Origin of the sequence: Amycolatopsis echigonensis (assembly GCF_014174495.1) — a bacterium.
Taxonomy (GTDB): domain Bacteria; phylum Actinomycetota; class Actinomycetes; order Mycobacteriales; family Pseudonocardiaceae; genus Amycolatopsis; species Amycolatopsis echigonensis.
The window spans coordinates 72,614-95,643 of record NZ_JACJHR010000013.1 but is presented as its reverse complement, the minus strand read 5'-3'; the positions used below and the strand labels follow the sequence as shown (position 1 = coordinate 95,643).

The 23,030-nt window shown below is 70.6% G+C and carries 24 protein-coding genes and 2 pseudogenes; 17 read left to right on the top strand and 9 right to left on the bottom strand.

Annotated elements, in window-relative coordinates; translation table 11 throughout:
• The first annotated feature begins 41 nt into the window (after window positions 1-41).
• Both H5411_RS12030 and H5411_RS12025 read left to right on the top strand, forming a co-directional pair.
• Window positions 42-1,316, top strand: coding sequence for an MFS transporter (locus tag H5411_RS12030; RefSeq protein ID WP_312878147.1), 1,275 nt, complete (start codon window positions 42-44; stop codon window positions 1,314-1,316).
• A complete protein-coding gene (locus H5411_RS12025) occupies window positions 1,313-2,485 on the top strand; it encodes a serine hydrolase domain-containing protein (RefSeq protein ID WP_183123792.1) in 1,173 nt (390 codons plus the stop codon). The genes H5411_RS12030 and H5411_RS12025 overlap by 4 nt, the downstream gene beginning before the upstream one ends.
• A 391-nt stretch (window positions 2,486-2,876) precedes the next feature.
• On the opposite strand, the gene H5411_RS12020 is transcribed toward H5411_RS12025, so the two are convergent.
• Window positions 2,877-3,143: a hypothetical protein gene (locus tag H5411_RS12020; RefSeq protein ID WP_183123788.1), complete on the bottom strand. Its 267-nt coding sequence runs from the start codon at window positions 3,141-3,143 to the stop codon at window positions 2,877-2,879.
• 446 nt (window positions 3,144-3,589) lie between these two features.
• On the opposite strand from H5411_RS12020, the gene H5411_RS12015 reads away from it, so the two are divergent.
• Window positions 3,590-4,156, top strand: a complete 567-nt coding sequence (locus H5411_RS12015) for a TetR/AcrR family transcriptional regulator (RefSeq protein WP_183123832.1) — start codon at window positions 3,590-3,592, stop codon at window positions 4,154-4,156.
• Between the two features lie 126 nt (window positions 4,157-4,282).
• Entirely contained in the window at window positions 4,283-4,831 is a 549-nt protein-coding gene (locus tag H5411_RS12010; protein WP_460431575.1) for a hypothetical protein, read from the top strand.
• A 35-nt stretch (window positions 4,832-4,866) separates the two neighbouring features.
• On the opposite strand, the gene H5411_RS12005 is transcribed toward H5411_RS12010, so the two are convergent.
• From H5411_RS12005 to H5411_RS11975, 7 genes and pseudogenes are all read right to left on the bottom strand, one after another.
• On the bottom strand, window positions 4,867-5,136 hold the full coding sequence (locus H5411_RS12005; protein WP_101439935.1) for a metal-sensitive transcriptional regulator: 270 nt from the start codon (window positions 5,134-5,136) through the stop codon (window positions 4,867-4,869).
• Between the two features lie 56 nt (window positions 5,137-5,192).
• A complete protein-coding gene (locus H5411_RS12000) occupies window positions 5,193-5,360 on the bottom strand; it encodes a hypothetical protein (protein ID WP_167442079.1) in 168 nt (55 codons plus the stop codon).
• A gap of 2 nt (window positions 5,361-5,362) precedes the next feature.
• The gene (locus H5411_RS11995) at window positions 5,363-5,947 is read right to left on the bottom strand and encodes a mycothiol-dependent nitroreductase Rv2466c family protein (protein ID WP_101439936.1); all 585 of its coding nucleotides are present in this window, start codon (window positions 5,945-5,947) and stop codon (window positions 5,363-5,365) included.
• Entirely contained in the window at window positions 5,944-6,348 is a 405-nt protein-coding gene (locus tag H5411_RS11990; protein WP_244194872.1) for a DUF302 domain-containing protein, read from the bottom strand. Before H5411_RS11990 ends, H5411_RS11995 begins: the two co-directional genes overlap by 4 nt.
• Before the next feature lie 221 nt (window positions 6,349-6,569).
• The gene (locus H5411_RS11985) at window positions 6,570-7,838 is read right to left on the bottom strand and encodes an APC family permease (RefSeq protein ID WP_101439937.1); all 1,269 of its coding nucleotides are present in this window, start codon (window positions 7,836-7,838) and stop codon (window positions 6,570-6,572) included.
• Between the two features lie 31 nt (window positions 7,839-7,869).
• A pseudogene (locus H5411_RS11980) lies at window positions 7,870-8,260 on the bottom strand (VOC family protein).
• A complete protein-coding gene (locus H5411_RS11975; protein ID WP_101441322.1) occupies window positions 8,257-9,027 on the bottom strand; it encodes an arsenate reductase/protein-tyrosine-phosphatase family protein in 771 nt (256 codons plus the stop codon). The pseudogene H5411_RS11980 and the gene H5411_RS11975 overlap by 4 nt, the downstream one beginning before the upstream one ends.
• Window positions 9,028-9,313: 286 nt before the next feature.
• Here H5411_RS11975 and H5411_RS11970 point away from each other — a divergent pair, with 286 nt between their 5' ends.
• Window positions 9,314-9,715, top strand: a complete 402-nt coding sequence (locus H5411_RS11970; RefSeq protein ID WP_167442081.1) for a DUF6010 family protein — start codon at window positions 9,314-9,316, stop codon at window positions 9,713-9,715.
• 113 nt (window positions 9,716-9,828) lie between these two features.
• On the opposite strand, the pseudogene H5411_RS49280 reads toward H5411_RS11970, so the two are convergent.
• Window positions 9,829-10,191: pseudogene (locus H5411_RS49280) on the bottom strand (prepilin peptidase); the annotation flags it as partial.
• On the opposite strand from H5411_RS49280, the gene H5411_RS11960 reads away from it, so the two are divergent.
• From H5411_RS11960 to H5411_RS11905, 12 genes are all read left to right on the top strand, one after another.
• Window positions 10,159-10,803: a response regulator transcription factor gene (locus H5411_RS11960; protein WP_183123786.1), complete on the top strand. Its 645-nt coding sequence runs from the start codon at window positions 10,159-10,161 to the stop codon at window positions 10,801-10,803. The pseudogene H5411_RS49280 and the gene H5411_RS11960 sit on opposite strands and share 33 nt — an antisense overlap.
• On the top strand, window positions 10,800-11,189 hold the full coding sequence (locus H5411_RS11955) for a pyridoxamine 5'-phosphate oxidase family protein (RefSeq protein WP_220816824.1): 390 nt from the start codon (window positions 10,800-10,802) through the stop codon (window positions 11,187-11,189). The genes H5411_RS11960 and H5411_RS11955 overlap by 4 nt, the downstream gene beginning before the upstream one ends.
• 116 nt (window positions 11,190-11,305) lie before the next feature.
• Window positions 11,306-12,847 carry a sensor histidine kinase gene (locus H5411_RS48415; protein WP_279630040.1) on the top strand — a complete coding sequence of 514 codons (1,542 nt, stop codon included), beginning with the start codon at window positions 11,306-11,308 and terminating at the stop codon, window positions 12,845-12,847.
• The gene (locus H5411_RS11945) at window positions 12,844-13,500 is read left to right on the top strand and encodes a response regulator (RefSeq protein WP_101439941.1); all 657 of its coding nucleotides are present in this window, start codon (window positions 12,844-12,846) and stop codon (window positions 13,498-13,500) included. Before H5411_RS48415 ends, H5411_RS11945 begins: the two co-directional genes overlap by 4 nt.
• A 573-nt stretch (window positions 13,501-14,073) precedes the next feature.
• The gene (locus H5411_RS11940) at window positions 14,074-14,550 is read left to right on the top strand and encodes a hypothetical protein (RefSeq protein WP_183123784.1); all 477 of its coding nucleotides are present in this window, start codon (window positions 14,074-14,076) and stop codon (window positions 14,548-14,550) included.
• 64 nt (window positions 14,551-14,614) lie between these two features.
• Window positions 14,615-15,655 carry a COG1470 family protein gene (locus tag H5411_RS11935; protein WP_101439943.1) on the top strand — a complete coding sequence of 347 codons (1,041 nt, stop codon included), beginning with the start codon at window positions 14,615-14,617 and terminating at the stop codon, window positions 15,653-15,655.
• A 1-nt stretch (window position 15,656) separates the two neighbouring features.
• Entirely contained in the window at window positions 15,657-16,118 is a 462-nt protein-coding gene (locus tag H5411_RS11930; RefSeq protein WP_101439944.1) for a hypothetical protein, read from the top strand.
• Window positions 16,115-17,839: a hypothetical protein gene (locus tag H5411_RS11925; RefSeq protein ID WP_143271481.1), complete on the top strand. Its 1,725-nt coding sequence runs from the start codon at window positions 16,115-16,117 to the stop codon at window positions 17,837-17,839. Before H5411_RS11930 ends, H5411_RS11925 begins: the two co-directional genes overlap by 4 nt.
• Window positions 17,840-18,213: 374 nt before the next feature.
• The gene (locus H5411_RS11920) at window positions 18,214-19,206 is read left to right on the top strand and encodes a threonine ammonia-lyase (RefSeq protein WP_101439946.1); all 993 of its coding nucleotides are present in this window, start codon (window positions 18,214-18,216) and stop codon (window positions 19,204-19,206) included.
• A 208-nt stretch (window positions 19,207-19,414) separates the two neighbouring features.
• Window positions 19,415-19,861 (top strand): CBS domain-containing protein, encoded by a 447-nt coding sequence (locus H5411_RS11915; protein ID WP_009078280.1) that lies wholly within the window; start codon window positions 19,415-19,417, stop codon window positions 19,859-19,861.
• A 16-nt stretch (window positions 19,862-19,877) separates the two neighbouring features.
• Complete coding sequence (locus H5411_RS11910) at window positions 19,878-21,167, top strand: ArsB/NhaD family transporter (protein WP_101439947.1); 1,290 nt, start codon at window positions 19,878-19,880, stop codon at window positions 21,165-21,167.
• A gap of 78 nt (window positions 21,168-21,245) precedes the next feature.
• Window positions 21,246-23,015, top strand: a complete 1,770-nt coding sequence (locus H5411_RS11905; RefSeq protein ID WP_183123783.1) for a chloride channel protein — start codon at window positions 21,246-21,248, stop codon at window positions 23,013-23,015.
• The last annotated feature ends 15 nt before the right edge of the window (window positions 23,016-23,030 follow it).

Here is a 23,030-nt window from a genome sequence, read left to right as displayed (position 1 = left end):
CGGCGGGCACCAGGCCGCGGTCCGCCGCGCCGACGGACGGCGTGGCGGGAAGCGGTTGGCTGCGTCGCTGGTCCGTGGTGGTCATGCTGCTGCTGTTCATGCTGATCAACTACGGCGACAAGACCGTTCTCGGCTTGGCCGCGCGTCCGATCATGCACGAGTTCGGGCTGAGCCCGTCGCAGTACGGCCTGCTGTCCAGTTCGTTCTTCTTCCTGTTCAGCGTGTGCGCGCTGGCGGTCGGCCTCGCGTCCAGCCGGATTTCGACCCGGTGGATCCTGCTGGTGCTCGCCCTGGTGTGGGCGGTGACGCAGGTGTCCGTGGTGGCCGCCGGCGGGATCGGGCTGCTGCTGGCGAGCCGGATCGTGCTCGGCGCCGCCGAAGGGCCCGCGCAGCCCATGGCATTGCACGCCGCCCACAGCTGGTTTCCCAACGCCAAGCGCAATATTCCGAGCGCGTTGATCGTCGGCGGCGGCGCGATGGGCGGGGCGATCGCGACCCCGCTGCTCACCGTGGTGATCGTGCACTTCGGCTGGCGTGCCGCGTTCCTGACCCTGTTCCTGGTCGGCTGTGCGTGGTGCGCGCTGTGGCTGGCGATCGGCCGCGACGGGCCGGTGGACCTGGCCCCGGCCGGTGCGGCGCCGGTCCCGGCCAGCAGGGTCCCGTACCGGCGGATCCTGCTCTCCGGAACCTGGCTCGGCGGGTTCACCGGAGCGTTCGGCGCCTACTGGACGTCTACGCTGATGGTCGCCTGGCTGCCGTCCTACCTTGAAGCGGCACTGGGCTACAGCACCGGCGAGGCGGCCGCGATCGCGACGATTCCCTGGCTGGCCGGGCTGATCCTGACCTTCGCGCACGGCGCGATCACCCAGTGGCTGCTGCACCTCGGCGTGCCCAGCCGGATCGCGCGCGGCGTGCTCGGCGGCTGCGTGCTGATCCTGGCGGGCTCGGCGATGGTGCTGCTGCCGACCGTGACGCAGCCCGCCCTGCGGATCGTCCTGATCGCCGTGGCGTTCAGCTTCCACGGCGTCACGTTCGCCAACGGCCAGACGGTGAACAGCGAGATCAGCCCGCCCGCACAACGGGGTGCGGTGCTGTCCGTCAGCGTCGCGCTGGTCACCGTGGCCGGGCTGCTCGCGCCGTACGTCACCGGTCGGCTCGTCGAGGCCGCCGACGGACCGGCTGCCGGATTCGCCACCGCGTTCGCGATTCCCGGCGTCCTGATGATGGCGGGCGGGCTGGGCGCGCTGTTCTTCGTCCGTCCGGAACGCGACGCCCGGCGCATCGCTGCCCTCGCCGTAGTCAAGGAGAAACCGTGACCACTCCGTACACTGTGGACAATGCGTATTGGAGCCGAGGCTACGTCGACCCGGCCTTCGTCCGCCTCGGCATGACGCGCGCCAGGGAAACCGGCCCGACCCGGCGCGTCTGGCGCGGTGCGGGCCCGCGCTGGGAGCTGCCCGAGGATCCGCAAGACCTGGACCACCTTCTCGTGACTCCGCGTGCCGGGGACGCGGCGGTCAAGCTGGCTGAGTTCCTTGCCAGCGCGGAAACCGACGCGATCCTGGTGGCACACCGCGGAAAGATCGTTTACGAGCGGTACTTCCACGGCATGCGGCCGCACGATATCCACCTGTCCGCATCGGTCGCGAAGTCGTGGACCGGGCTGCTGGCCGCGCTCCTGATCGACGAGGGTGCACTCGACGCGGATCAGCCGCTGTCTCACTACGCACCTGAACTCGGCGGCACCGCGTTCGGCGACGCCACGATCCATCACCTGCTGCACATGGGCACCGTGATGAACTACGGCGGACGTACGTTCTGCAAACCCCTTGAAGCACAACGCTATTTCGCCGCCGTCGGCATCGTGCCCCGCCCCGCCGGCTACACCGGGCCCACGAGTGTGAAGGAACATCTGGCCACCGCGCAGGCCGTCGCTCCGCCGGGAACCGAATTCCGCTACGACAACGGCAACACGGAGGCCGTGGCCGAAGCCCTCCGTCGCGTCACCGGCGTCAGCCTCGCGGAGCTGTGGAGCGAACGGATCTGGGCCCGGCTGGGTGCCGACGAGGACGGTGCCTACTGCCTGGATTCCACCGGCACCGAGATCGCCTGCGGCCGCTACAGCGCGACCCTGCGCGATCTTGCCCGGGCAGGGGAGATGCTGCGCCGCGGCGGCGCGGTCGGCGACCAGCAGATCGTGCAGGAACGCGTCGTCGCCGATCTGACCGACGTGCCGCCCGGCCCTGCCCAGCGCGCCTTGCCGACCGGTGCCGTCCGGCCGATCGGGTACCACAATTTCTGGTGGGTCCCCGACGACGGCCACGGCACGTTCGGCGCGAAGGGCATCCACGGGCAGCGTCTGCAGGTCAGTCCGGGGCTCGAACTGGTCATCGCCCACTACGGATCGCACGTGATGTCGCCGTCCGTTCCGGTGCCGCCGCTGGAGGCGGTGTTCGCACAGATCGGCGATCATCTGGCGGGATAGCGCCGGGCACGACCCGGGAATTCGGCGTGGCTTGGCCGCGTCGCGCTCCCGGGTCAGTTCCGCAGGTTCACACTCCGAGTTCGGAGTGCTGGCGCAGCGAGCGTTTCGCCACGGTCGCGGTGAACGCGAGTGCCGCCGCGGCCACCAGGGCAGCCAACCCGAGCGCGTACGGAACCGAGACCGCCGTAGAGCGCTCCTATCACCAGCGGAGGAATGAAGCCGCCCAGACCGCCTGCGGCTCCGACGACTCCGGTCACCGAGCCGACCTTGTTTAGCAGGGCGACCATCGCGAAGACCGCGCCGCGGTCGGCTCGGCGGGACTGTCCCGCTGCGGCACCACCCGGTGCTGGTCAGCTTCGGTGAACGATGCGGATCGTTCACCGGGCGCACGTCACGGGCCGAAGTGACCTTCGGCCTCTGCGGCCGAGGCCATTCCCGGGCAGTCAGGGGTCTCGCCGACCCCGAGCCGGTATCCCGGCACGAGCCGCGGATGGCCCGGCGCGAACTCCACCCAGACCGAGCCAGGGCGCAGATCGGGCGAGCGGTCGACGACGATCCCGGCCATGCCTTCGAACCGGCCACCGTGCACGCGTACGCGAAGGCCAGCGGGGAACCCGCCCGGTCGGGCAGGCCCTGGATCCCGGGTGCGACGAGCCATGTCGTCCTCCTTCCCGGAGGGAAGCATCTGGTTGCTGCCGCTGCTGCTTCCACGGTGCCGCTGCCCGGGCGGCGCGGGCAGAGGCGAAGGACAGGACCGGGCAGTCGATACTCCCGAGTCTTTCGTCCCCCGGTATGCGGGGATGGAGTGATTGCTGCGCAAGCGAAACGGAAGGCCCTCGACGGCGTCCAAGGCAGGAAGCGGCGGCAGCGGCCGGGCCAGGGGAGAGGGGACAGCCCGTACCGCCACCACCGCTCGAGGCGAGAGCGCGCCGCCGATTCGTCGGGAGTCGCTCGCGCGTGGCTCTCGCACTTTCGATTCTTGTTCTTGCTTGCGTCGCGCGGCAGGGCGCAATGTCACCGCCCGGGAGGACGAAGGGCCGCGTCGAGCCGGGGTAGGGGCCCGTTGTCTCTGCTAGCGTTGCGGTTGTGGTGCAGAAGGTCCAGGTGTCCGAAGCGCGGTCGAGGCTGCTCGCGACAGCCACCCGGATCTTCTACGCCGAAGGCCTCCACTCGGTGGGGATCGACCGGATCGTCGCGGAGGCGAAGGTCACCCGGGCCACCCTGTACCGGCATTTTCCCGGCAAGGAAGACCTCGTCGTCGCGTATCTGCAGAGCGTCTCCGAGATGGAGCGCGACGGAATCGGCAAGATCTTCGCCGGCAACCCACCTGCGGCCGACGCGCTGCGCGCGGTCGCCGGATTCATCGCCGACAGCATCCAGTCGGCGCACTTCCGCGGCTGCGCGTTCCTCAACGCGGCGGCGGAATACCCGGACCCCGAGCATCCCGTGCACCAAGCCGTCCTGACGCACCGCGAGTGGTTCCTGGGCACGGTCACGGACCTGCTCGCACAGGTCGGCGAGACCCCGCCGGAACCGGCGGCACGGCATTTCGTGATGCTCCGCGACGGCGCGATGGCGTCGGGCTGCCTGACGGACCCGGCCCAGGTCGGCGAGACGTTCGTCCAGGGCGTCGAGGGCATCCTGCAGCACCGCCTCGACTCGGCGAAGTAGCGCGCCGCGCGCCGTAAGACTTCGGAAAGAACGACCTGTCTTGACCGCACCCGGCCGAGCGGACAGGCTCTGAGGGAGATAGAACGTTCGGTCTCTCCTGGACGCCGACTCCTTTCCGGAAGGATCATCGTGACCATCGTTGACTCGCCTGCCGCCCGGAGCGCTGCCCCGCTGCGTCGCCTCTACTTCGTGCGGTTCGCCTTCGCGGTCGTCTGGGCCGCGCTGCTGTTCCTCACCTCGAAATCGCACCTCGGCCCGATCGGGGTGGTGCTGGTCGTCGGGTATCCGTTGTTCGACGTCGCGGCCGCGGTCGTGGACGCGCGCTCGTCCCGTGCCGCGGGGTTGTACGTGAACATCGCGATCAGCCTGCTGGCCGGGATCGGCGTCGCGATCGCCAGCGCGTCCGGCGTTCCGGCCGTGCTGCGGGTCTGGGGCGCTTGGGCCGTCGTGGCCGGTCTTGTCCAGTTGATCGTCGCGGTCGGCAGGCGCCGGATGGGCGGCCAGTGGCCGATGATCCTCAGCGGCGGCATCTCCGTGCTGGCCGGGGCCAACTTCGTTCTCAGCGCCGGCGGGCCGAACCCGTCGCTGGCCGCCGTGGCCGGGTACGCGGTGCTGGGCGGGATCTTCTTCCTGGTGTCGGCCATCCGCCTCGGCCGCGCCCCGGCGGAGAACTGACGCCGGCGAGGAAATGTCCGTTGTGGACAGTAGGGTCAGGCGAGCGTGAGGAAGAGCTTCTCCAGCTGTTCTTCGGTCATGGCGGTTTCATTGCTTTCGCCGTCAGCGGAGACGCATTCGCGCAGACCGCTTGCGATGATCTTGAACCCGGCCCGGTCGAGCGCGCGGGAGACGGCGGCGAGCTGGGTGACCACGTCCTTGCAGTCGCGGCCTTCGTCGATCATCGCGATGACCCCGGCGAGCTGGCCTTGCGCGCGGCGGAGCCGGTTGCGCACCTGCGTGACGGTGTCCTGGTCGCCGATCATGATGTCCTCTCCCTGGCTGGTCGGGCGTGGTCCACGATACCCCTGCGGGTATGTGGTCAGCTGCGGCGCTTGCTCCACGGCCACGAGCGCGGCGGCCGCGGTTCGCCGGGATGGCCGGGGCACCACTGTTCGGCCGGGACGACTGCCTTGACCTGGGCGACGTGCTGGCCGCAGCCGGCCCAGGTGGTTTTGCCGCAGGTGCGGCAGGAAACGGGACGGCACATGGTCATCCTTCCGGGATCGTGGGCGCGCCCACGCGGGGACGGCGGAGTTCGGCGAACGCCGGTACGGCGGCGGTTGCGCGCAGGGCGTCGAACAGGGCGCGTCCTTCGGCGGGGCCAGGCAGTTCGGTGAGCACCGGGCCGAAGAAGGCCCGGCCGTCGAGCTGGGTGATCGGGCTGCCGCCGGTTTCCCCGAGCGCGTCCTGGCTCGCTTGGTGCGCGTCGTGCACGGCCGGGTCCGCGTCGGCCGAATTGGCTTGGCCCGCAAGGTCTTCCGGCACTCTCGCGTCGCGCAAGGCGGCGCGGAGCACCGCGTCGCTGACCGGCTGCCGCCGCTCGTGAACGCGGCGGGCGAGCGCGACGTGGAACCGGGCGGCGGCCGCCGGGTCCTCGATCGCCGCGAGGACCCGGCCGGCGTGCAGCGAGTCCTCGACGCGCTGCCGGTGCGATTCCGGCACGGACTTTCCCTCGTTGAGGACGGCGAGGCTCATCGGCCGCATCGAGAACTCCGTGCCGGTGTCGGCGAGCCAGCGGTAGGCGAGCCAGGCGAAGGGGCAGACCGGATCCCCGTAGAGCACCACGCCGGTCATGCCAGCTCCCGGTCGAGTGCGTCGAGCGCGGACTCGAGCCGTCCGGCGGCTTCCGCGGCGACCTCGGCCATGCCCGCCTTGGGTGCGACGTCCGCCATCACCGCGGGATTGATCGCCTCCACGATCGTCTCCTCGGTGCCGTTTTCGCGGACCACGACGTTGCAGGGCAACAGCAATCCGACCTCGCGGGTCGCGGTCAGCGCGCGGTGGGCGAGGGGCGGATTGCACGCGCCCAGGACGGTGTAGCGCTCCATCCGCTCGTCCAGCTTCTCGCGCATGGTCGCTTGCACGTCGATCTCGCTCAGGACCCCGAAACCGGCGTCGGCCAGCGCGGTTCGTGTCTTGGCCATTACTTGGTCGAAACCCGCGCTTCGGTAGGTGCGGGACAAGCCCAGCTTCACGGCAGCTCCTTTCCTCGACTTTCACGATACCCCCGGGGGCATTGCACATGCCCCCAGGGGTATCCGTCAATCGTCGTTTCTGCGGTCAGTGGGGAGTCGGTCGTCGCATCGCAGGCCGTTCGCAGTCGCGCGCCGTCGACCCCTCGACGATGTAGACGGGGTGGTGTTGCTGAGCGGGGCCGTGGAGCGCTACAGCATGATCCCGCTGCTGCGTCGGGCGGTCACCGCTGGCGGGCTCGCGAGCGGCGCACGAGCAGCCGTCCGACGAGGCCGACGGCGAATACCGCGGCTCCGGCGACGATCGAGGGCCAGGGCAGGGTTGTCGCGAGGACGAGGCATCCGGCCAGTCCGAGGATTTGCAGCCACCGGGGCCAGCGGCGGTCGGGCGGCTGCTGGGTGAACGCGGAGAGGTTCGCGAGGGCGTAGTAGACGAGCACGCCGAAGGAGGAGAACCCGATCACGCCGCGCAGGTCCGCGGTCAGCACCAGCACGGATACCACGACGGCGAGGGCGAATTCGGCGTGGTGCGGGACGCGGAAGCGAGGGTGCACTGCAGCGAGCCAGGTGGGCAGATCGCGGTTGCGGGCCATGGCCAGGGTGGTGCGGCCGATGCCCGCGATCAGCGCGAGCAGCGCGCCGAGGCTGGCGACCGCGCCGCCGATGCGGACGACGGGGGTGAGCGCGCCGGCTCCGGCGTCGGTGACGGCGGTGGTCAGCGGTGCGGCGGACTCGGCGAGACGCGCGGGACCGGCAGCGAGCAGCGCGGCGGCGCCGATCACGAGATAGACCAGGACCGCGATCCCCAGTGCGATGGGGATCGCGCGGGGGATGGCGCGTTTCGGGTCACGCACTTCTTCGCTCATGGTGGCGATGCGGGCGTAGCCGGCGAAGGCGAAGAACAGCAGCCCGGCGGCTTGGAGAATGCCGTAGAGCCCGCCGGAGGACCATGCGCTGCTTCCGCCCAGGTGTGCCGGGGATGCGTTGCCGCCGAAGGCGATGCCCAGAACCAGCGTGGCGAGCGCGAGCAGGGTGATCGTGACCAGGATCCGGGTCAGCTGAGCCGTGCGGGTGACGCCGCGGCTGTTGAGGACGGCGAGGGCGAGCACGCCGGCGACTGCAACGAGGCGTTGCAACCACCACGGCCCGGGGATCGCGTAGGTGGCGAAAGTCAGTGCCATGGCCGCGCAGGAGGCGGTTTTGCCGATGACGAATCCCCAGCCCGCGGCGAAGCCCCACCATTCGCCGAGCCGTTCGCGTCCGTAGGCGTAGGTGCCGCCGGAGGTCGGGTATTGCGCGGCCAGCTGCGCGGAGGCGGTGGCGTTGCAGTACGCGACGACGGCGGCGAGCACGAGGCCGATGAGCAGGCCGGTGCCGGCGGCTTTGGCGGCAGGGCCGAACGCCGCGTACACGCCGGCGCCGATCATCGATCCGAGGCCGATGACGACGGCGTCTCCGGTGCCCAGCCGTCGGGCGAGCGCAGGCGAGTTCACAGCGGCGGGTTCTCCTTGAAGGCCGGGGCGGTCAGCCGCGGGGCTGGAAGAGTTCGACCGGGTTGCCCGCCGGGTCGTCGAGCACGATTTGGCGACCGCCGGGGGCCGCTGATGACGTCGCTGCGGAATACGACGCCGTCGGCGCGCAGCCGCGCGACTTCGGCGTCGATGTCCTCGACGATCAGGTGGATGCGGTTCCAGCCGCCGGGGGCAGGCTGGCTGCCGTCGGGCAGGGTGCGCCCGGCGGAGCTGGCCGGTCCGCTCAGCGGCAGCCGCAAGTTGCCGCGGGTGACGTCGGCGAACGCGGGCGGGAAATGCGTGCGCACGGTGAACCCGAAATGCTTGGTGTAGAACGCGATCGCGGCGTCGACATCGTCGACGAGGTAGCGCACGCTCACGAGGTCGTCCAGTTCGGCGGTCATGACAGTTCCTCCTCAGCATCGGCGGTGAGGGCGAAGGGCAGGAACCGGATCCGGGTGTCCAGTTCCCGGGCGGTGCGCCGGAACGCGGGCCAGGCGTCTCCGGTCTCGTCGAGTTCGCGGGCCGGGTCGGGAAGGCTCCAGTGGATCGTCCGGGGCTCGCCGGGAAAGTCCGGGCGCAGTTCCCGGACTTTGTCGCACAGGCTGATCACCCAGTCGAACCGCTTGCGCCGCACCGAATCCAGGTGGGTCGGCTCGTGCTCGAGGACGATGCCGTACTCCGCTGCCGCGCGGACTGCTTCGGGGCGCAGCGGCTTGGGATGGCTGCCCGCGCTGGCGACCTCGACCCTGTCTCTCGCGCGGTGGCGCAGCAACGCTTCCGCCAGCGGGGAGCGTCCGCTGTTTCCGGTGCACAGGAACAGGACTCGGAGGCGTTGCCCCTTACGGTGGGAGGCCGGTCCGGAGGTGCCCGCGAGACCGGGGTGCAGCGCGGTCCCGGCCTCCGCCCATGCTTCGGCGCATCGGGCGAGGTCGAGATGGTAGTAGCTGTCCCGCCCGTCGGCGCTGCTGCGCCGCGCGGTCACGACCCTTGCGGCTCGCAGCTGCCGCAGGTGGTAGGAGACCAGGTTCTGCGGCTGTCCGACCGCCGCCACCAGTTCCCGGACGCGCCGGTCGCTGACGGCCAGCTCTCGGGCCAGCCGCCACCGCAGCGGATCGGCCAGCAGCCGCACGAACAGCGGAGGTTCCTCGGGCACCGCCCGAGAGTACATCAAGCTGGATTGATACATCTAGTCCGCGATCGCGAGTTTCCGGCCGAGGAAAAGGAACAGAGCACCGGCTGCTGGCACAGCGGCTGGATGGCTACGCCTCTCGGCACCCGGACGTGAAAGTCGAGCAGGACCGGCTGCTCGGGCGGAGTACTCGGGCCTCGCTGGTCGTGCGGGCCGGGAACAGGGCTGCGGAACGACGGTGACCACGGCACCGTTGGCAAGAATCCGGCGAAAAGTGTCCCTCCGGCCGGTTACCCGTGCGGGTCCGCGTCCCTAGCGTTGGCCCGTGATCATCGTTTCCGCCGTTCTCATCGGCATCGCCTACACGCTGCTCAATTCCTTCCTCGCCGAGCCGCACCGACGCAGCTTCAACGCGATCATGGTCGCCGGGGCCGGAGCCGCTTACCTGAGCAGCGGCGCTTTCGGCCCCCTCGAACTGGTCTTCACCGCCGCGGTGACCTACTGCGCTTACCGCGGCCTGAAATCCTGGGCGTACATCGGCGTGGCGTGGCTCTTGCACACGGCCCTCGACGTGCTGCACCACATCAAGGGCATGCCGATCCTGCCGTTCGCGCACACCTCGTCGCTGGGCTGCGCGATCTGCGACCCGGTGATCGCCATCTGGTGCTTCACTGGCGGAATGTCGGTGAAGGAAGCCCGCACGAGACTGGTCTCCGTACGAGGCTGACCTCGCTCCATCGGCCGGATCTGATCGGTGCGAGGGACATTAAAAGACCTTCTGCCGATGGCGCGGGCTAGGCCGGGCGCCGACCAGCCCAGCCCCAGGTTGTTGTGCTGCGCCCGCATCGCCGTCGCGCACTGCGGACAATGCGACGACGGCGAGACGACCGATTCGCCGCGCGGCACGCGGCACGCGGCTACGTTGAGGAACGACCCACGGCCAGCCCGAAGAGCGCGACCGTCGGCAGTAGCACGGGCATGGCGGCTCTCCGCTCCGTCGAGGTCCTTTCCCGCATGATCCTTGCGCGGGCGGCGTCGTCCCAGTGCCGAAAGACCCGGGTCGTACCCTGCCGTCGGCCTCCTCTTGTCCCGGATCCGAGCCGGACGGTTAACACCCGCCGCGCGATCCCGACTGACGCAGCGAAACCGGTGACCGCGCAGGAGGAGACCATGGCCGTCCGAGTCGCCGTCGTCGACGGCCACACCCTCACCAGGTACGGCCTGGCCAGCCTGATCGCGCAGCACGAGGACCTCGCCATCGTCGCGGAGACCGGCTCGATGGCCGAGGCCGTGCGGATGGTGGAGACGACGCTGCCGGACGTCGTGACCGTCGACGTCGCGCTGCCCGACGGCGACGGTCTCGGGCTGGCTCGCGAGCTGCGCGACCGTTTCCCCGAGCTGGGGATCGTCGTCCTCACCTCGCGTGGCGAGGACGACGTGCTGTTCCGTGCGCTGGAAGCCGGGGTCTCGGCGTTCGTGCCCAAGACCGCGCCCGCCGGCGAGGTGCTCGCCGCGATCCGGCACGCGGCCGTCGCCGCGTCGTCGTTCACCGCGACCGGGCTCGCCCCGGCCCTGGCCCGCCGCCGCGACGGCAGCCGGGTCGCGCTCAGCCCGCGTGAGCGCGAGGTCTTGCAGTTGCTCGCCGAGGGCATGTCGGTTCCGGGCATCGCGCGAACGATGTATCTCTGCCCGTCCACCGCGAAAACCTACGTTGCCCGCCTGTACGAGAAGCTGGCCGTGTCCAACCGCGCGCAGGCGCTGATGGCGGGATTGCGGGAGGGCCTGCTCGACCGGCCGGCCGGAGCGTCCGCGTGAGCGCTCTCGACCAGTCCGGTTTGGAGGTGCTCGACCGCACCGAGTGCCTGCGGTTGCTTTCCACAGCTCGCTACGGGCGAGTCGTCTACACAGTGGACGGACTGCCCGCGGTCCAGCCGGTGAAGTTCACGGTGCGCGACGACACCGTCTGGTTCCAGACGGCAGTCCGCAGCGCCCTGTCCAGCGCGGCCGATGGCGGAGTCGTGGCGTTCGAAGCGGACGCGCTGTCGGAGGAGGCTGCCTGGTGGGTGACGGTGCTCGGCCGCGCCATGACGACCCTGAGCCTTGCCGGGCCCGACCTGTCGTGGCAGCCGTCGCCCGCGGTGCGCGAGCTCCGGGTCGGGGTGTCGATCGAGGTCGTGTCCGGCCGCCGGTTCGTCGGCTGAAACGAAGTTCCGGGTGTAGGCTCCGGGCCGTTGGCTTACCGTACGCGTGTTGACGCGCAACGTGACGCCGTGGAGACCGAGTGGCCGAATCCGGTGCATCGCCTCTCCTCCGCGCCGTGGTCGCACTGGCGACGGAGGACGATCCGCGTGACACGCTGCGACGCATCGCCGAGGCTGCCTGCACTCTGACCGGCGCGCGCGGCGGCGCGGTCGCCGTTTACGAGACGGGCGACGTGATCACCGCCGGGTCCGCGGACCTGCTGCCCGCCGCGACGGTCCTTCGCCCCCTTGCCGACGTTCCGGACGAGGTGGTCGTACCCGCACCGTCCGCGGTCGCCGCGCCGATCCGGGTCGGCGACGCTGTGCACGGCGTCCTCTACCTCGCGGAGAAGGCGACCGGCGAGTTCGGCGCGGACGACCGGGAGATCGCGGCGACGCTGGCCGCGGCGGCGGGCATGGCGGTCGAGAACGTCGGCAAATACCGCCGGACGCACGCCCGGGACCGCTGGCTCACCGCCGCGCACGAGGTGACCCGGGCGCTGCTCACGGGCGCGGATCTGGACACCACCCTGTACCTCATCGCCGAACGGGCGCGAACCGTCGCCGCGGCCTCGGTCGGCGCCGTGGTGCGGCCCAGCCTCGCCGACCCGGACACCCTGGTCTTCGAGGTGGTCGCTTCGCCGATCGCCGAGCACCGAGCCCTCGCCGGGGTCACGGTGCCGGTCGAGGGCACTGCCAGCGGCGTCGCGTTCGCGACCCGGGAGACCGTGGCGGTGCGGCGATACGGCGACCACGTGGTCTCCCAGCAGAGCGGGTCCGCGGTGACGATGCCCGCCACGATCAAGGACCTCGACTCCGCGGTCGCGGTGCCGCTCACCGTCGGCCCGGACACCCTCGGTGTGCTGATGGTGGCGAAATTCGGCGACCTGACACCGTTCGCCGAGGACGAGATCGCCGAGGTCCGGGAGTTCGCCGTGCACGCGGCGCTGACGCTGGAGTTCACGCGCGCCGAGGCCGACCGGCAGAAGCTCGCCGTGTTCCGGGACCGCGACCGCATCGCGCGGGACCTGCACGACCTCGTCATCCAGCGGCTGTTCGCCGTCGCGCTCGGGCTCGAGGGGCTGAAAAGGGCCGCCGACCGGCCTGAGCTCGCGGACGGGATCAGCGGGTTCGTGCGCGATCTGGACCGGACGATCCGGGAGATCCGCAACAGCATCTTCTCGTTGCAGGAGCCCGCGGAGGCGCACGGCGGCCTCCGTTCGGAACTGCTTGGGCTCGCGCACGACAGCGCCGCCGTCCTCGGGTTCGAGCCGCGGGTCGCGTTCGACGGCCCGGTCGACACCGCCGTCACCGGCCCGATTCGCGCCGACCTGCTTGCGGTCGTCCGCGAGGCACTGTCCAACGTGGCCCGGCACGCCGCGGCGAGCTCAGCCTCGGTGGAGATCGTTGTCGACCGCGACGGGCAGCGGCTCGACCTCAGGGTGACCGACGACGGCGCGGGCCCGGGAGACCGACCCGGCAAGCACAGCGGACTCGCCAACCTCAGCCACCGCGCGGCGAGGTGGGGCGGCTCCTCGTCCTTGCGCCATCCGGACGAGGGTGGTACGACGCTGACCTGGAGCGTTGAGCTCGCGAATCCGTCGCAGGGGGCGTCATGACGATCTCGGTGTTCCTCCTCGACGACCACGAGATGGTCCGCACCGGCCTGAAGACCGTGTTGGACGCGGAGCCCGACCTGCGGGTCGCCGGGGAGGCGGGCAGTGTCGCCGAGGCTCTCGCGCGGGTCGCCGCGGTGAAGCCCGACGTGGCCATCCTCGACGTGCGGCTGCCCGACGGCGACGGCATCACCGTCTGCCGCGAGATCCGCAGCATGCTGGAGCCGCCGCCCGCCTGTCTCATGCTGACCTCCTACTCCGACGACGAGGCGTTGTTCGGCGCGATCATGGCCGGGGCCGCCGGGTACATGCTCAAGCAGATCTCCGGCACCAGCGTGGTGGACGCGGTGCGCACCGTCGCGGCAGGCGGTTCGCTGCTCGACGCGAAGCTGACCGCCTCGGTGCTCAGCCGCCTGCGCGGCGAGACCGGCCCGCAGGACACCGGGTACGCCTCCCTCAGCCCGCAGGAACGACGCGTGCTCGACCTCATCGCGGACGGGCGCACGAACCGCCAGATCGCCGAACGGCTCGTCCTCTCCGAGAAGACCGTCAAGAACTACGTCTCGGCCGTGCTGCACAAGCTCGGCTTCGAGCGCCGCACCGAGGCCGCGGTGTACGCGGCCCGGCGCAACCAGCAGCGGAACCGGCGCGGCTGAGGATCACCCCGGTCTCGTCCAGCTGAGCACGACCACCTGCCGACCCCGGTGTACGGTCCCGCGGTGACGCAGCCGGACTCCGCCCGGTAGGCGGGCGCGGTGTAGCCGAATGCCAGCTGCAGCGCGTCGACGCTCTCGGTGTCGTTGTGCTTGACTGTCGCGCCTGAGAAACCGTTGTGGTGCACGAGAAACCTTTGCGGTGCACGAGAAACCTTTGCGGTGCAAGAACTGTGCGAACGCGGAGTTGCCGGGTCAGGCTCGCACAGAGTGATCATTTTTACCGGCCCTCCTTCGCGTCGCGGTCGTCGTAGTGACACAGCGTGCGATTCGGGCGGGTTCGGCCACAGTGGGTGAACGGCGGACAGGCCCCGGCGGAGGGACGACACGCTGTCCGCCGACCGGCGGACAAAAATGCCCAAGTACCTCGGGGACCCGGGTCTTTCGGCACGGGTCAGCTCGGGCCGATCGCCCCGAGCGCCGTGCCGCGGCGCGGCCGCAGACTCGTTGTCGGAGCAATGCCCCGGCGAAAAACGGAAAACCGTTGCCGGCTCAGGCAAACAAGAGGGAGTCCCCATGCGCAACATCACCAAGAAGACCAAGGCCGTCGTCGTCGGTTCGCTCGTGCTGGTAGCTGTCGGCGGCGGCGTCGCGTACGCCTACTGGTCGACCACCGGCACCGGCTCCGGCACGGCGGCCGTCTCGGCCGGTGCGAGCAACCTGTCGATCACCCAGAACAGCGCGCCGACCAACCTGGCACCCGGCGTCGCGGCCGGCGCCATCTCCGGCACGGTGAAGAACAACTCCGCCAACAACGCGTTCGTGCACACCGTCACCGTTTCGATCGCCTCGGTCGCCACCGCGCCCGGTGCGGTCGGCACCTGCGACGCGAGCGACTACACCTTGTCCGGCGCGACCATGACGGTGGACCAGGACCTGGCGACTGGCGCGAGCACCGGCTTCTCCGGCGCGACGCTCGGCTTCAACAACAAGGCCACGAACCAGGACGGCTGCAAGGGCGCGACGGTCAATCTCGCCTACTCCAGCAACTGACCGCCGGTCCGGGGGCTAGGCGCGTGCGTTGTCCCCGGACCTTTCCTCCGCCGATGGAGAACCGATGAGGAAGCTCGTGCCGATACTGCTCTGCCTGCTGGGCATGAGCGTGCTGGCCAGCGCGGCCGCCGCGGCCAAAGCCGACTTCACGCTGGGCGTGAACCCGGCGAGCCAGTCCGTGCAGCAGGGCCAGTCCGCTGCCTACACCGTGACGGCCGCCGCCACCGGCGGGTTCAGCGGGAGCATCGCGCTGACCGCCACGGGACAGCCCGGAACCGCGAGCTTCGCGCCTCCGTCGATCACGACGTCCGGAACCTCCTCCCTGACGCTGACCACGTCGTCCACGACACCGACCGGGACCTATCCCGTCACGATCACCGCGGCGAGCGGCCGGCTCAGCCACTCGATCAGCGTCACGCTGACCGTCAACCGGGCACTGTCCCCGTCGGTCGCGCTGTCGGCGACGCCAGCTTCGGCCACCGTGCCGGCGGGCTCGACGGCGGCCTACACCATCGGAATCAACCGCACGAATTTCACCGGAGCGGTCTCGTTGAGCGTGTACGGCGGACTTCCGAGCGGCGCGGCGGCCACCCTCAACCCCAGCAGCACCACGGGAAACTCGTCGACGCTGCAGGTAAGCACCTCCGCCACGACACCGCCGGGCAGCTACCCCGTCTACGTCGTCGGGTCGAGCAGCGCGGGAAACGCCTACGCTCAAGTGGAGCTCGATGTCGCCGCCCCGTCGGGAAAACCGTTCACCGTCTCGGGAGATCCCGCGGGAACGCTGGCGCCGGGTGCCCCGGCCCTGCCGGTGGATCTCTTGCTGCAGAACCCGAACAACCAGGACCTGGCGATCTCGAACCTGACCGTCACCGTCGCGAAGACCAGCTCCGCGGGCTGTGCGCCGGGCAACTTCGCGGTAACGCAGTACAGCGGCCCGTACCCGCTCCGGCTCGCGGCCCGGCAAACGGCGACGCTGTCCCAGCTCGGCGTCCCGGCCTCGGCGCTGCCGCGGATCGTGATGCTCGACCTGCCCACCAGCCAGGACGCGTGCAAGAACGCAACGGTCGCGCTCGCCTACTCCGGCGCGGGACAGGGGGCCTGACATGCGCAAGAGCCACTGGGCGACCGGCGCGGCGGCGGTCGTGCTGCTCGCCGGGACCGGAGTCGCGTTTGCGGACTGGTCCAGCACGGGCTCCGCGTCCGGCACCGCGGCCACCGGCACGATGACCGTCACGGCCGCCGCATTGTCCGGCGAGACCCCGGCCAGCACGCTGTATCCGGGCGGCACCGCCGACGCGCTCGTGAAACTGGCCAACCCCAACGGTTTCTCAGTGCAGGTCGTGGCGATCACGGCGACCGGACCCGCGCAGGCGGGCAACGGCTGCGGCCCGACCGGCGTGACGTTCACCTCGCCTTCGGGGTACGCGGATCCGCAGTTTTCGTTGGCCGCGGGCCAGTCCACTGTGCTGCGCCTGACCGGCGCGCTGGCCATGGACACCACCTCGTCGAACGCCTGCCAGGGGCAGACGTTCTCCCTTCCAGTCACGGTGACGGTGCAGAAGTGAGAGTTCCGAGGATCAGTCGTCGAAGTGCCCTCGTCCTGTCGGCGACGGCCGTTGCGCTCGCCCTGTCCGGCGGCGTGGCGTGGGCGTTCTGGACGGCCCAGGCGTCCAATGTCCCAGCCTACGGGCGGGCGGACAGCATGACCGCGGGGTCGACGCCGTCCGGCACCGTCACCGGAACGTCGGTGAACCTGGCCTGGTCCGCCGGGACGACGGTCGGCGGCCATCCCGCCGGCGGCTACCGGATCTCCCGCTATCCGTCGGCTTCGGGCGGCACCGCGACCGCCGCGGCGCAGGGCACGTGCGCTGCTGTTCCGGCGAACGCCTTGAGCTGCACGGAATCGAACGTTCCCGCCGGAACGTGGTACTACACCGTCACGCCGGTTCTGGGCGCGTGGCAAGGCGGCGAGAGCCCGCGCAGCGCGGGAATGACCACCGGCGACAGCTTCAGCCTGTCCGTGCCCGCGCTGACCGCGGGCAACGCCGCGACGGTGACCCTCACGGCCGTCGCCGCGGGCCACACCGACACCGGCTTCACCGGCGACCACCCGGTTTCCTTCAGCGGTCCCGGAAACGCGCCGGACTCGACCGCGCCGTCCTACAACAACGGCAACTCGACGGTCACTTTCGCCAACGGTGTCGCGACCGTGCCGATCACCTTGTACAAAGCGGAAAACACGACGCTGACGGCCACGTCGGGGAACGTCACGGGCAACCAGGCGGTGACTGTTACCCCGGGAGCGGCCGCACAGTTCCAGGTGCCCGCGCCGTCCGGAGCCGTCGCCGGCGCCGCGCAAAACATCACCCTCGCCGCTCTCGACGCGTACCGGAACACCGCGACCGGCTACACCGGCGGCAAGACCTTGACCTGGTCCGGCCCCGGCACGGCGGTCTCCGGCCAGGCCCCGGCCTACCCGGCGAACCCGGTCACGTTCACCTCAGGCACCGCGACGGTGCCGCTCACTCTGTACCTGGCCCAGACGACGACGCTGTCGGTCGGAGACAGCCACATCAGCGGTGTCTCGCCCAGTTTCACCGTCAGCCCTGGCGCTGCCGCGCAGTTCGCGGTCTCAACCGGCCTGGCTCAGAAGGCCGGTGCTGCATTCCCGGTCACGGTCACGGCGCTGGACGCCTACAAGAACACGGCGACCGGCTACACCGGCAGCAAGACCCTCGCCGTGACGGGACCGAGCCCCGCCCCAGACGGAACTCCTGCCCCTTCCAGCGTGGCAACGGTCTTCTCGGCCGGCACCGCCACCGCGACGCTCACCCTGGTGAAGGCCGAATCGACGACGCTGACGCTCAAGGACGGTTCGCTGACGGGCACCAGCGCCCAGCTCACCGTGAGCGCGGGCGACCCGGCCCGACTGGCCTGGTCCGGCGTGACGGTCTCGGCCGGAACGCTGAGCTCGCCGTGCATGTTCACCTGCACGGACACCGGCATCGGCAACAGCGGCACGCTCACCGCGAAGATCGCGATCACCGATGCTTACGGCAACACCGTGAGCAACCTCGGACGCACCATCACGGTCACCACGAACGGCGGCGGATTCACCTCGCCCTCGACCGGCACGTCGGTGAACCTCACGACGAGCGCGACGGGCCTCGCGGAGTCGACCCAGACGTTCACGTTCAAGTCCCAGAACGGAAGCTGGACGTCGGACATTCTCACCGCGACCAGCGGAACCTACTCGAATGCGACCGCAACGGTCACGAAGAGCTGATCCCGGGTGGAGTGCTTGGGTGGGGGATCGCGCGAAGGCCCGCTCGTCGTTCTCGGCGGTGGACCGTCGCGCGGTCCCAGCTTTGGGCCAGGACCGCGGTGAGCAAGGCGGGCGCGCTGACGAAGCTGCAGCCTCGCGTGCCGCAAGGCCAGCGACTTGCGACCGTCCCAGCCCGACTGGCATGACCTCGACGCGAGCGAGCGATTCTGGGCCCGCTCCTGTTCACGGTGCCGCTGATGGCAGTTTTCGCGCGGCGGCAAGCAGAGCACCGGGCGGCACGTCCGTAGCCCGCTTGAAATCGGCACCGCGGTACCGAGCCCCGCAGCCGCGTTTTACGGCCGGATGAGCGGCGTTGGCGGCTAGGCTGGCGGATCGTGCAGGAGACGCGTCTCGACCTCGCCCGGATCCAAGCGGCTCGCCAGCTGATCGACCCGGTCTTCCTCCACACTCCGCTGTATCGCTGCGAGACGATGGAGCCCGACCTCGGGTGCGCGGTGAGCGTCAAGCTCGAAACAGCGAATCCGGTCCGCAGCTTCAAGGCGCGAGGCACCGAGGTGATCACCAGTTTGCTCGCCGACAACCGCGCTTCGGCCGTCGTGTGCGCGAGCGCGGGCAACCTCGGCCAAGCTCTCGCCTGGTCCGGTCGCTGCCGGGGAATCGACGTCACCGTTGTGGCCTCCCGTTACGCGTCCGCGGCCAAGCTCGAGCGCATCCGTGCGCTGGACGCGAGGCTGGAGCTGGTGGACGGCGACATCGAAACGGCTCGCGAGCGAGCTGCTGTCATCGCGCGGCGCGACGGCATCCGGCTGGTCGAAGACAGCCTGGACCTCGAGACCTGCGAGGGCGCGGGAACGATCGGCCTGGAGCTGGCGGACGCCCTGGCCGGCACCGAGCCCCCATTCGACGCTGTCCTGATCGCTCTGGGCGGAGGGGCGATGGCCACCGGGGTAGGGCAGGTGCTCAAATCCTGCGCGCCGGACGTCGAGGTGATCTGCGTCCAGCCGGCGGGCGCACCGGCGATGACCCTCTCCTGGAGACAACGGCGCGTGGTCACGACCGACTCGATGGACACCATCGCCGACGGGGTCGCCGGCCGGCGACCCATCCCGGCCGTGCTGGACGACCTGCTGCTGCTCGCGGACGATGCCGTCCTGGTCGAGGAGGCGTCGATCATCGCCGGGATGCGGCTGCTCCTCGACCGGGCCGGTCTCGTCGTCGAGCCCTCCGCCGCGCTCGGAGTCGCGGCGATCCTCGAAGACCGTGCCCGCTTCGCCGGACGGCACGTGGTCACCATCGTCTGCGGCGGCAACGTCGACGCAGACGCCTACCACCGCTGGGTCGGGGCCGCTCCCGGCCGCCGGTTCTGACGCACCCCCGGCGGGCGGGCCCCGGTTTGCTGCGGGCCGGTCTTTGCGGCATCTTTACGCGTGGTGTGCCGGGAAGTCTGGTCGGCCTGCCCGTGCCCAGCCGGGCGGCGGGCGGTCCGATCGAGCCCGGGGAGTCCGATGGCGTCAGGGGTGCGGAAAGAAATCGCGAGTTCCGGCGGTGCCGTCCGGCTCGCCGTAGCCTGGGGGCATGCGCGCAGCGGACCTGGCCGAGGAGTTCCCGGTCGTCGACCTGGATGCGGACGCGCTGGCGGCCGCGCGCCTGCTGGCCGAGCACCGGTTGCCCGGGCTGGTGGTGACCGAAGCGTCCGGGTGCCCGCACACCGTGCTGCCCGCCTCCGACGTCGTGCAGTTTCTCGTGCCGCCGTATGTGCGCGACGATCCGTCGCTGGCCGGGGTGCTCAGCGAGTCGATGGCGGACCGCGTCGCGGACAAGCTGGGCGGGCGGACGGTGCGCGAGTTGCTGCCCGACGAGCCGCGCGAATTGCCCAGGGTGGACGCCGACGACACGATCGTGGAGGTCGCCGCGACGATGGCCCGGCTGCGGTGCCCGCTCGTGGCGGTCATGCGGGACCGGACGCTGCTCGGGGTGGTGTCCGCGTCGCGGCTGCTGGAGCACGCGCTGACGCCTCGCTGATCCGGGCGGTCCGCCGGTGAGCACGATCATCGCGGTGGTCGTGTTCGTGGTGGCCTACGTGCTCATCGCGACCGAGAAGGTCCCGAAGATGACCGCCGCGCTGGCCGGGGCGGGCGTGGTGCTGGCGACCGGGGTGAGCGGGTCGGCGGACGCGTTCTTCTCCGAGGACACCGGCGTCGATTGGAACGTGCTGTTCCTGCTGCTCGGGATGATGATCATCGTCGGGATCCTGCGCCGCACCGGGGTGTTCGAGTTCGTCGCGATCTGGGCGGCCAAACGCGCCAAGGGGTCGCCACTGCGGATCATGCTGCTGCTGGTGCTGATCACCGCGGTCGCGTCGGCGTTCCTGGACAACGTGACCACGGTGCTGCTGATCGCGCCGGTGACGTTGCTGGTGTGCGACCGGCTCGACATCAGCCCGGTCCCGTTCCTGATCGCCGAGGTGCTGGCCTCCAACGTCGGCGGCACCGCGACCCTGATCGGCGACCCGCCGAACATCGTCGTCGGCAGCCGCGCGGGACTGGCGTTCAACGACTTCCTGCTCAACCTGACGCCGATCGTCGCGCTCGAGCTGGTCGTGCTGGGGCTGGTGCTGCCGTGGTTGTTCCGCGGGTCGTTCGCCGTCGATCCGCAGCGGGTCGCCGACGTCATGGCGCTCAACGAACGCGAAGCGATCCGACAGCCGAAGCTGCTGATCAAGTCCGGTGTCGTGCTGTTGCTGGTGTTCGCCGGGTTCGTGCTGCACTCGGTGGTGCACCTGGACCCGTCGGTGGTCGCGCTGCTGGGGGCGGGCCTGCTGGTGCTGGGCTCGGGCACGCCGCCGAAGCAGTATCTGGCCGGGGTCGAATGGGAGACCCTGCTGTTCTTCGCCGGCCTGTTCATCATGATCGGGGCGCTGGTCAAGACCGGCGTGATCGACTGGCTCGCGAAGGTCGCCGCGGGCGCCACCGGCGGGAACGCGCTGCTGGCGGTCTTCCTGATCCTCGGGGTGTCCGCGCTGCTGTCCGGCGTGATCGACAACATCCCTTACGTGGCGACGATGAGCCCGCTCGTGCTCGCGCTCACCCACGACATCCCGGACCCGGCGCATTCCGAGGCGCTGTGGTGGTCGCTGGCGCTCGGCGCGGACTTCGGCGGCAACATGACGGCGGTCGGGGCCAGCGCGAACGTCGTGGTCCTGGGCCTCGCCGCCCGGGCCGGCGCGCCGATCTCGTTCTGGGAATTCACCAAGAAGGGCGCGGTCGTCACGCTGATCACCGTGCTCGTCGCCGCGCCGTACCTGTGGCTGCGCTACTTCGTCCTCTGACGGCAGAAGCAGGGGCTTCCGGTCAGGTGTGAGCGATCCCGCAACCATGTCCGTGACCAATTGTTGCATACTGCATCAATGTCGTCGGGTGAGAGTGCGGGGAAACGCGGGCTCGTCGTGCCGGTGCGGCCGCCGGTGGGCCGGTGGGTGCGGGAGAGCCGTGCGGGGCTGGTCGGGCTGGCGGTGCTGATCGGGGCGGGCGCGGGGCTGGGCGCGGTGGTGTTCCGGTGGCTGATCACCACGTTCACGCACGTGTTCTCCGGGCACGCGGATTATTCGGACGCGGGGCGGGCGGCGCATCCGTGGTTCCCGGCGCTGGGGCCGTGGTTCCTGCTGCTGGCCCCGGTGCTCGCGGGTCTGGTGTACGGGCCGCTGGTGTACCGGTTCGCGCCGGAGGCTCGCGGGCACGGGGTGCCGGAGGTGATGTACGCCGTCGCCGAGCGCGGCGGGCGGATTCCGGTGCAGGTGAGCGTGGTGAAGGCGCTGGCCTCGGCGTTGACGATCGGGTCCGGCGGTTCAGTGGGCCGGGAGGGGCCGATCGTGCAGATCGGGTCCGCGTTGGGGTCGGCGCTGGGCCGGGCGGCGCGGTTGCCGGAGTCGCGGTTGCGGGTGCTGGTGGCGTGCGGTGCGGCGGGCGGGATCGCGGCGACGTTCAACGCGCCGCTGGCGGGTCCGTTCTTCGCGATGGAGCTGATCCTGCGCGATTTCGCGGCCGAGTCGTTCGGGGCGGTGGTGCTCGCGAGCGTGACGGCGAGCGTCGTCGGACGCGCGGTGTTCGGCAACACGCCGTTCCTCAATCTGCCGCCGTTCACGCTGCGGAGCCCGGTGGAGTACCTGTTGTTCGTGGCGCTGGGCTTGGTGGTCGGCGCGTGCGGGGTGCTGTTCACCCGGGTGCTGTACTGGATCGAGGACCTGTGCGACCGGTTGTGGCGCGGGCCGGAGTGGCTGCGCCCGGCGGTGGGCGGGGTGTTCCTGGGCGGGCTGCTGCTGGCGCTGCCGCAGATGTACGGGGTGGGGTATCCGGTGCTGCAGAACGCGGTCGAGGGCAAGTACGTCTTCGGGTTCCTGTTGCTGTTGCTGGTCGGGAAGATCGTGGCGACCAGCCTGACGATCGGGATCGGCGGCTCGGGCGGGGTGTTCGCGCCGTCGCTGTTCATCGGCGCGATGGCGGGCACGGCGTTCGGGATCGGCGTGCACGCGTGGCTGCCGTCGGTGACCGCGTCGCCGGGGGTGTACGGGCTGATCGGCATGGGCGCGGCCTTCGCGGGGTCGGCACGGGCCCCGATCACGGCGGTGATCGTGCTGTTCGAGCTGACCGGCCAGTACACGGTGATCCTGCCGATGCTCACCGCCATCGTCATCGCCACCGCGACCAGCCGCGCGCTGTCCCGGGACACGATCTACACGCTGAAATTGCGTCGCCGCGGCATCGATCTGGACAAGCACCCGTCGGCCCGGCGGTTGGCGGACACGAAGGTCTCCGCGGTCACCGAACCGCTGCCGGAACCCCTGCGCGACGACCTGCCGCTGGAACCGGCCGCGCACGCGCTCGCGCTGTCCGGCCACGGCATCCTGCCGGTGGTCGACGACGAGGGCCGGTACCAGGGCTGCGCCACTGCCCGCGCGGTCGCCGAGGCGGTGGCCGACGACCACGAGGGCCGGGTGGGAGATCTCGCCGAATTGCCTCCGCTGGTCACCGCCGACTCCACGCTCGCCGACGCGCTCGACGCACTGGCTCAGGCTCCGGGCACCGGTCTTCCCGTGCTGACCGGGACCGACGAGCTGACCGGATGGATCACGCACCAGTCGGTGCTGAGCGCGCTGGAACCGGCCGCGGCTGGCCGCTGAGAGCGGATCGCCTTG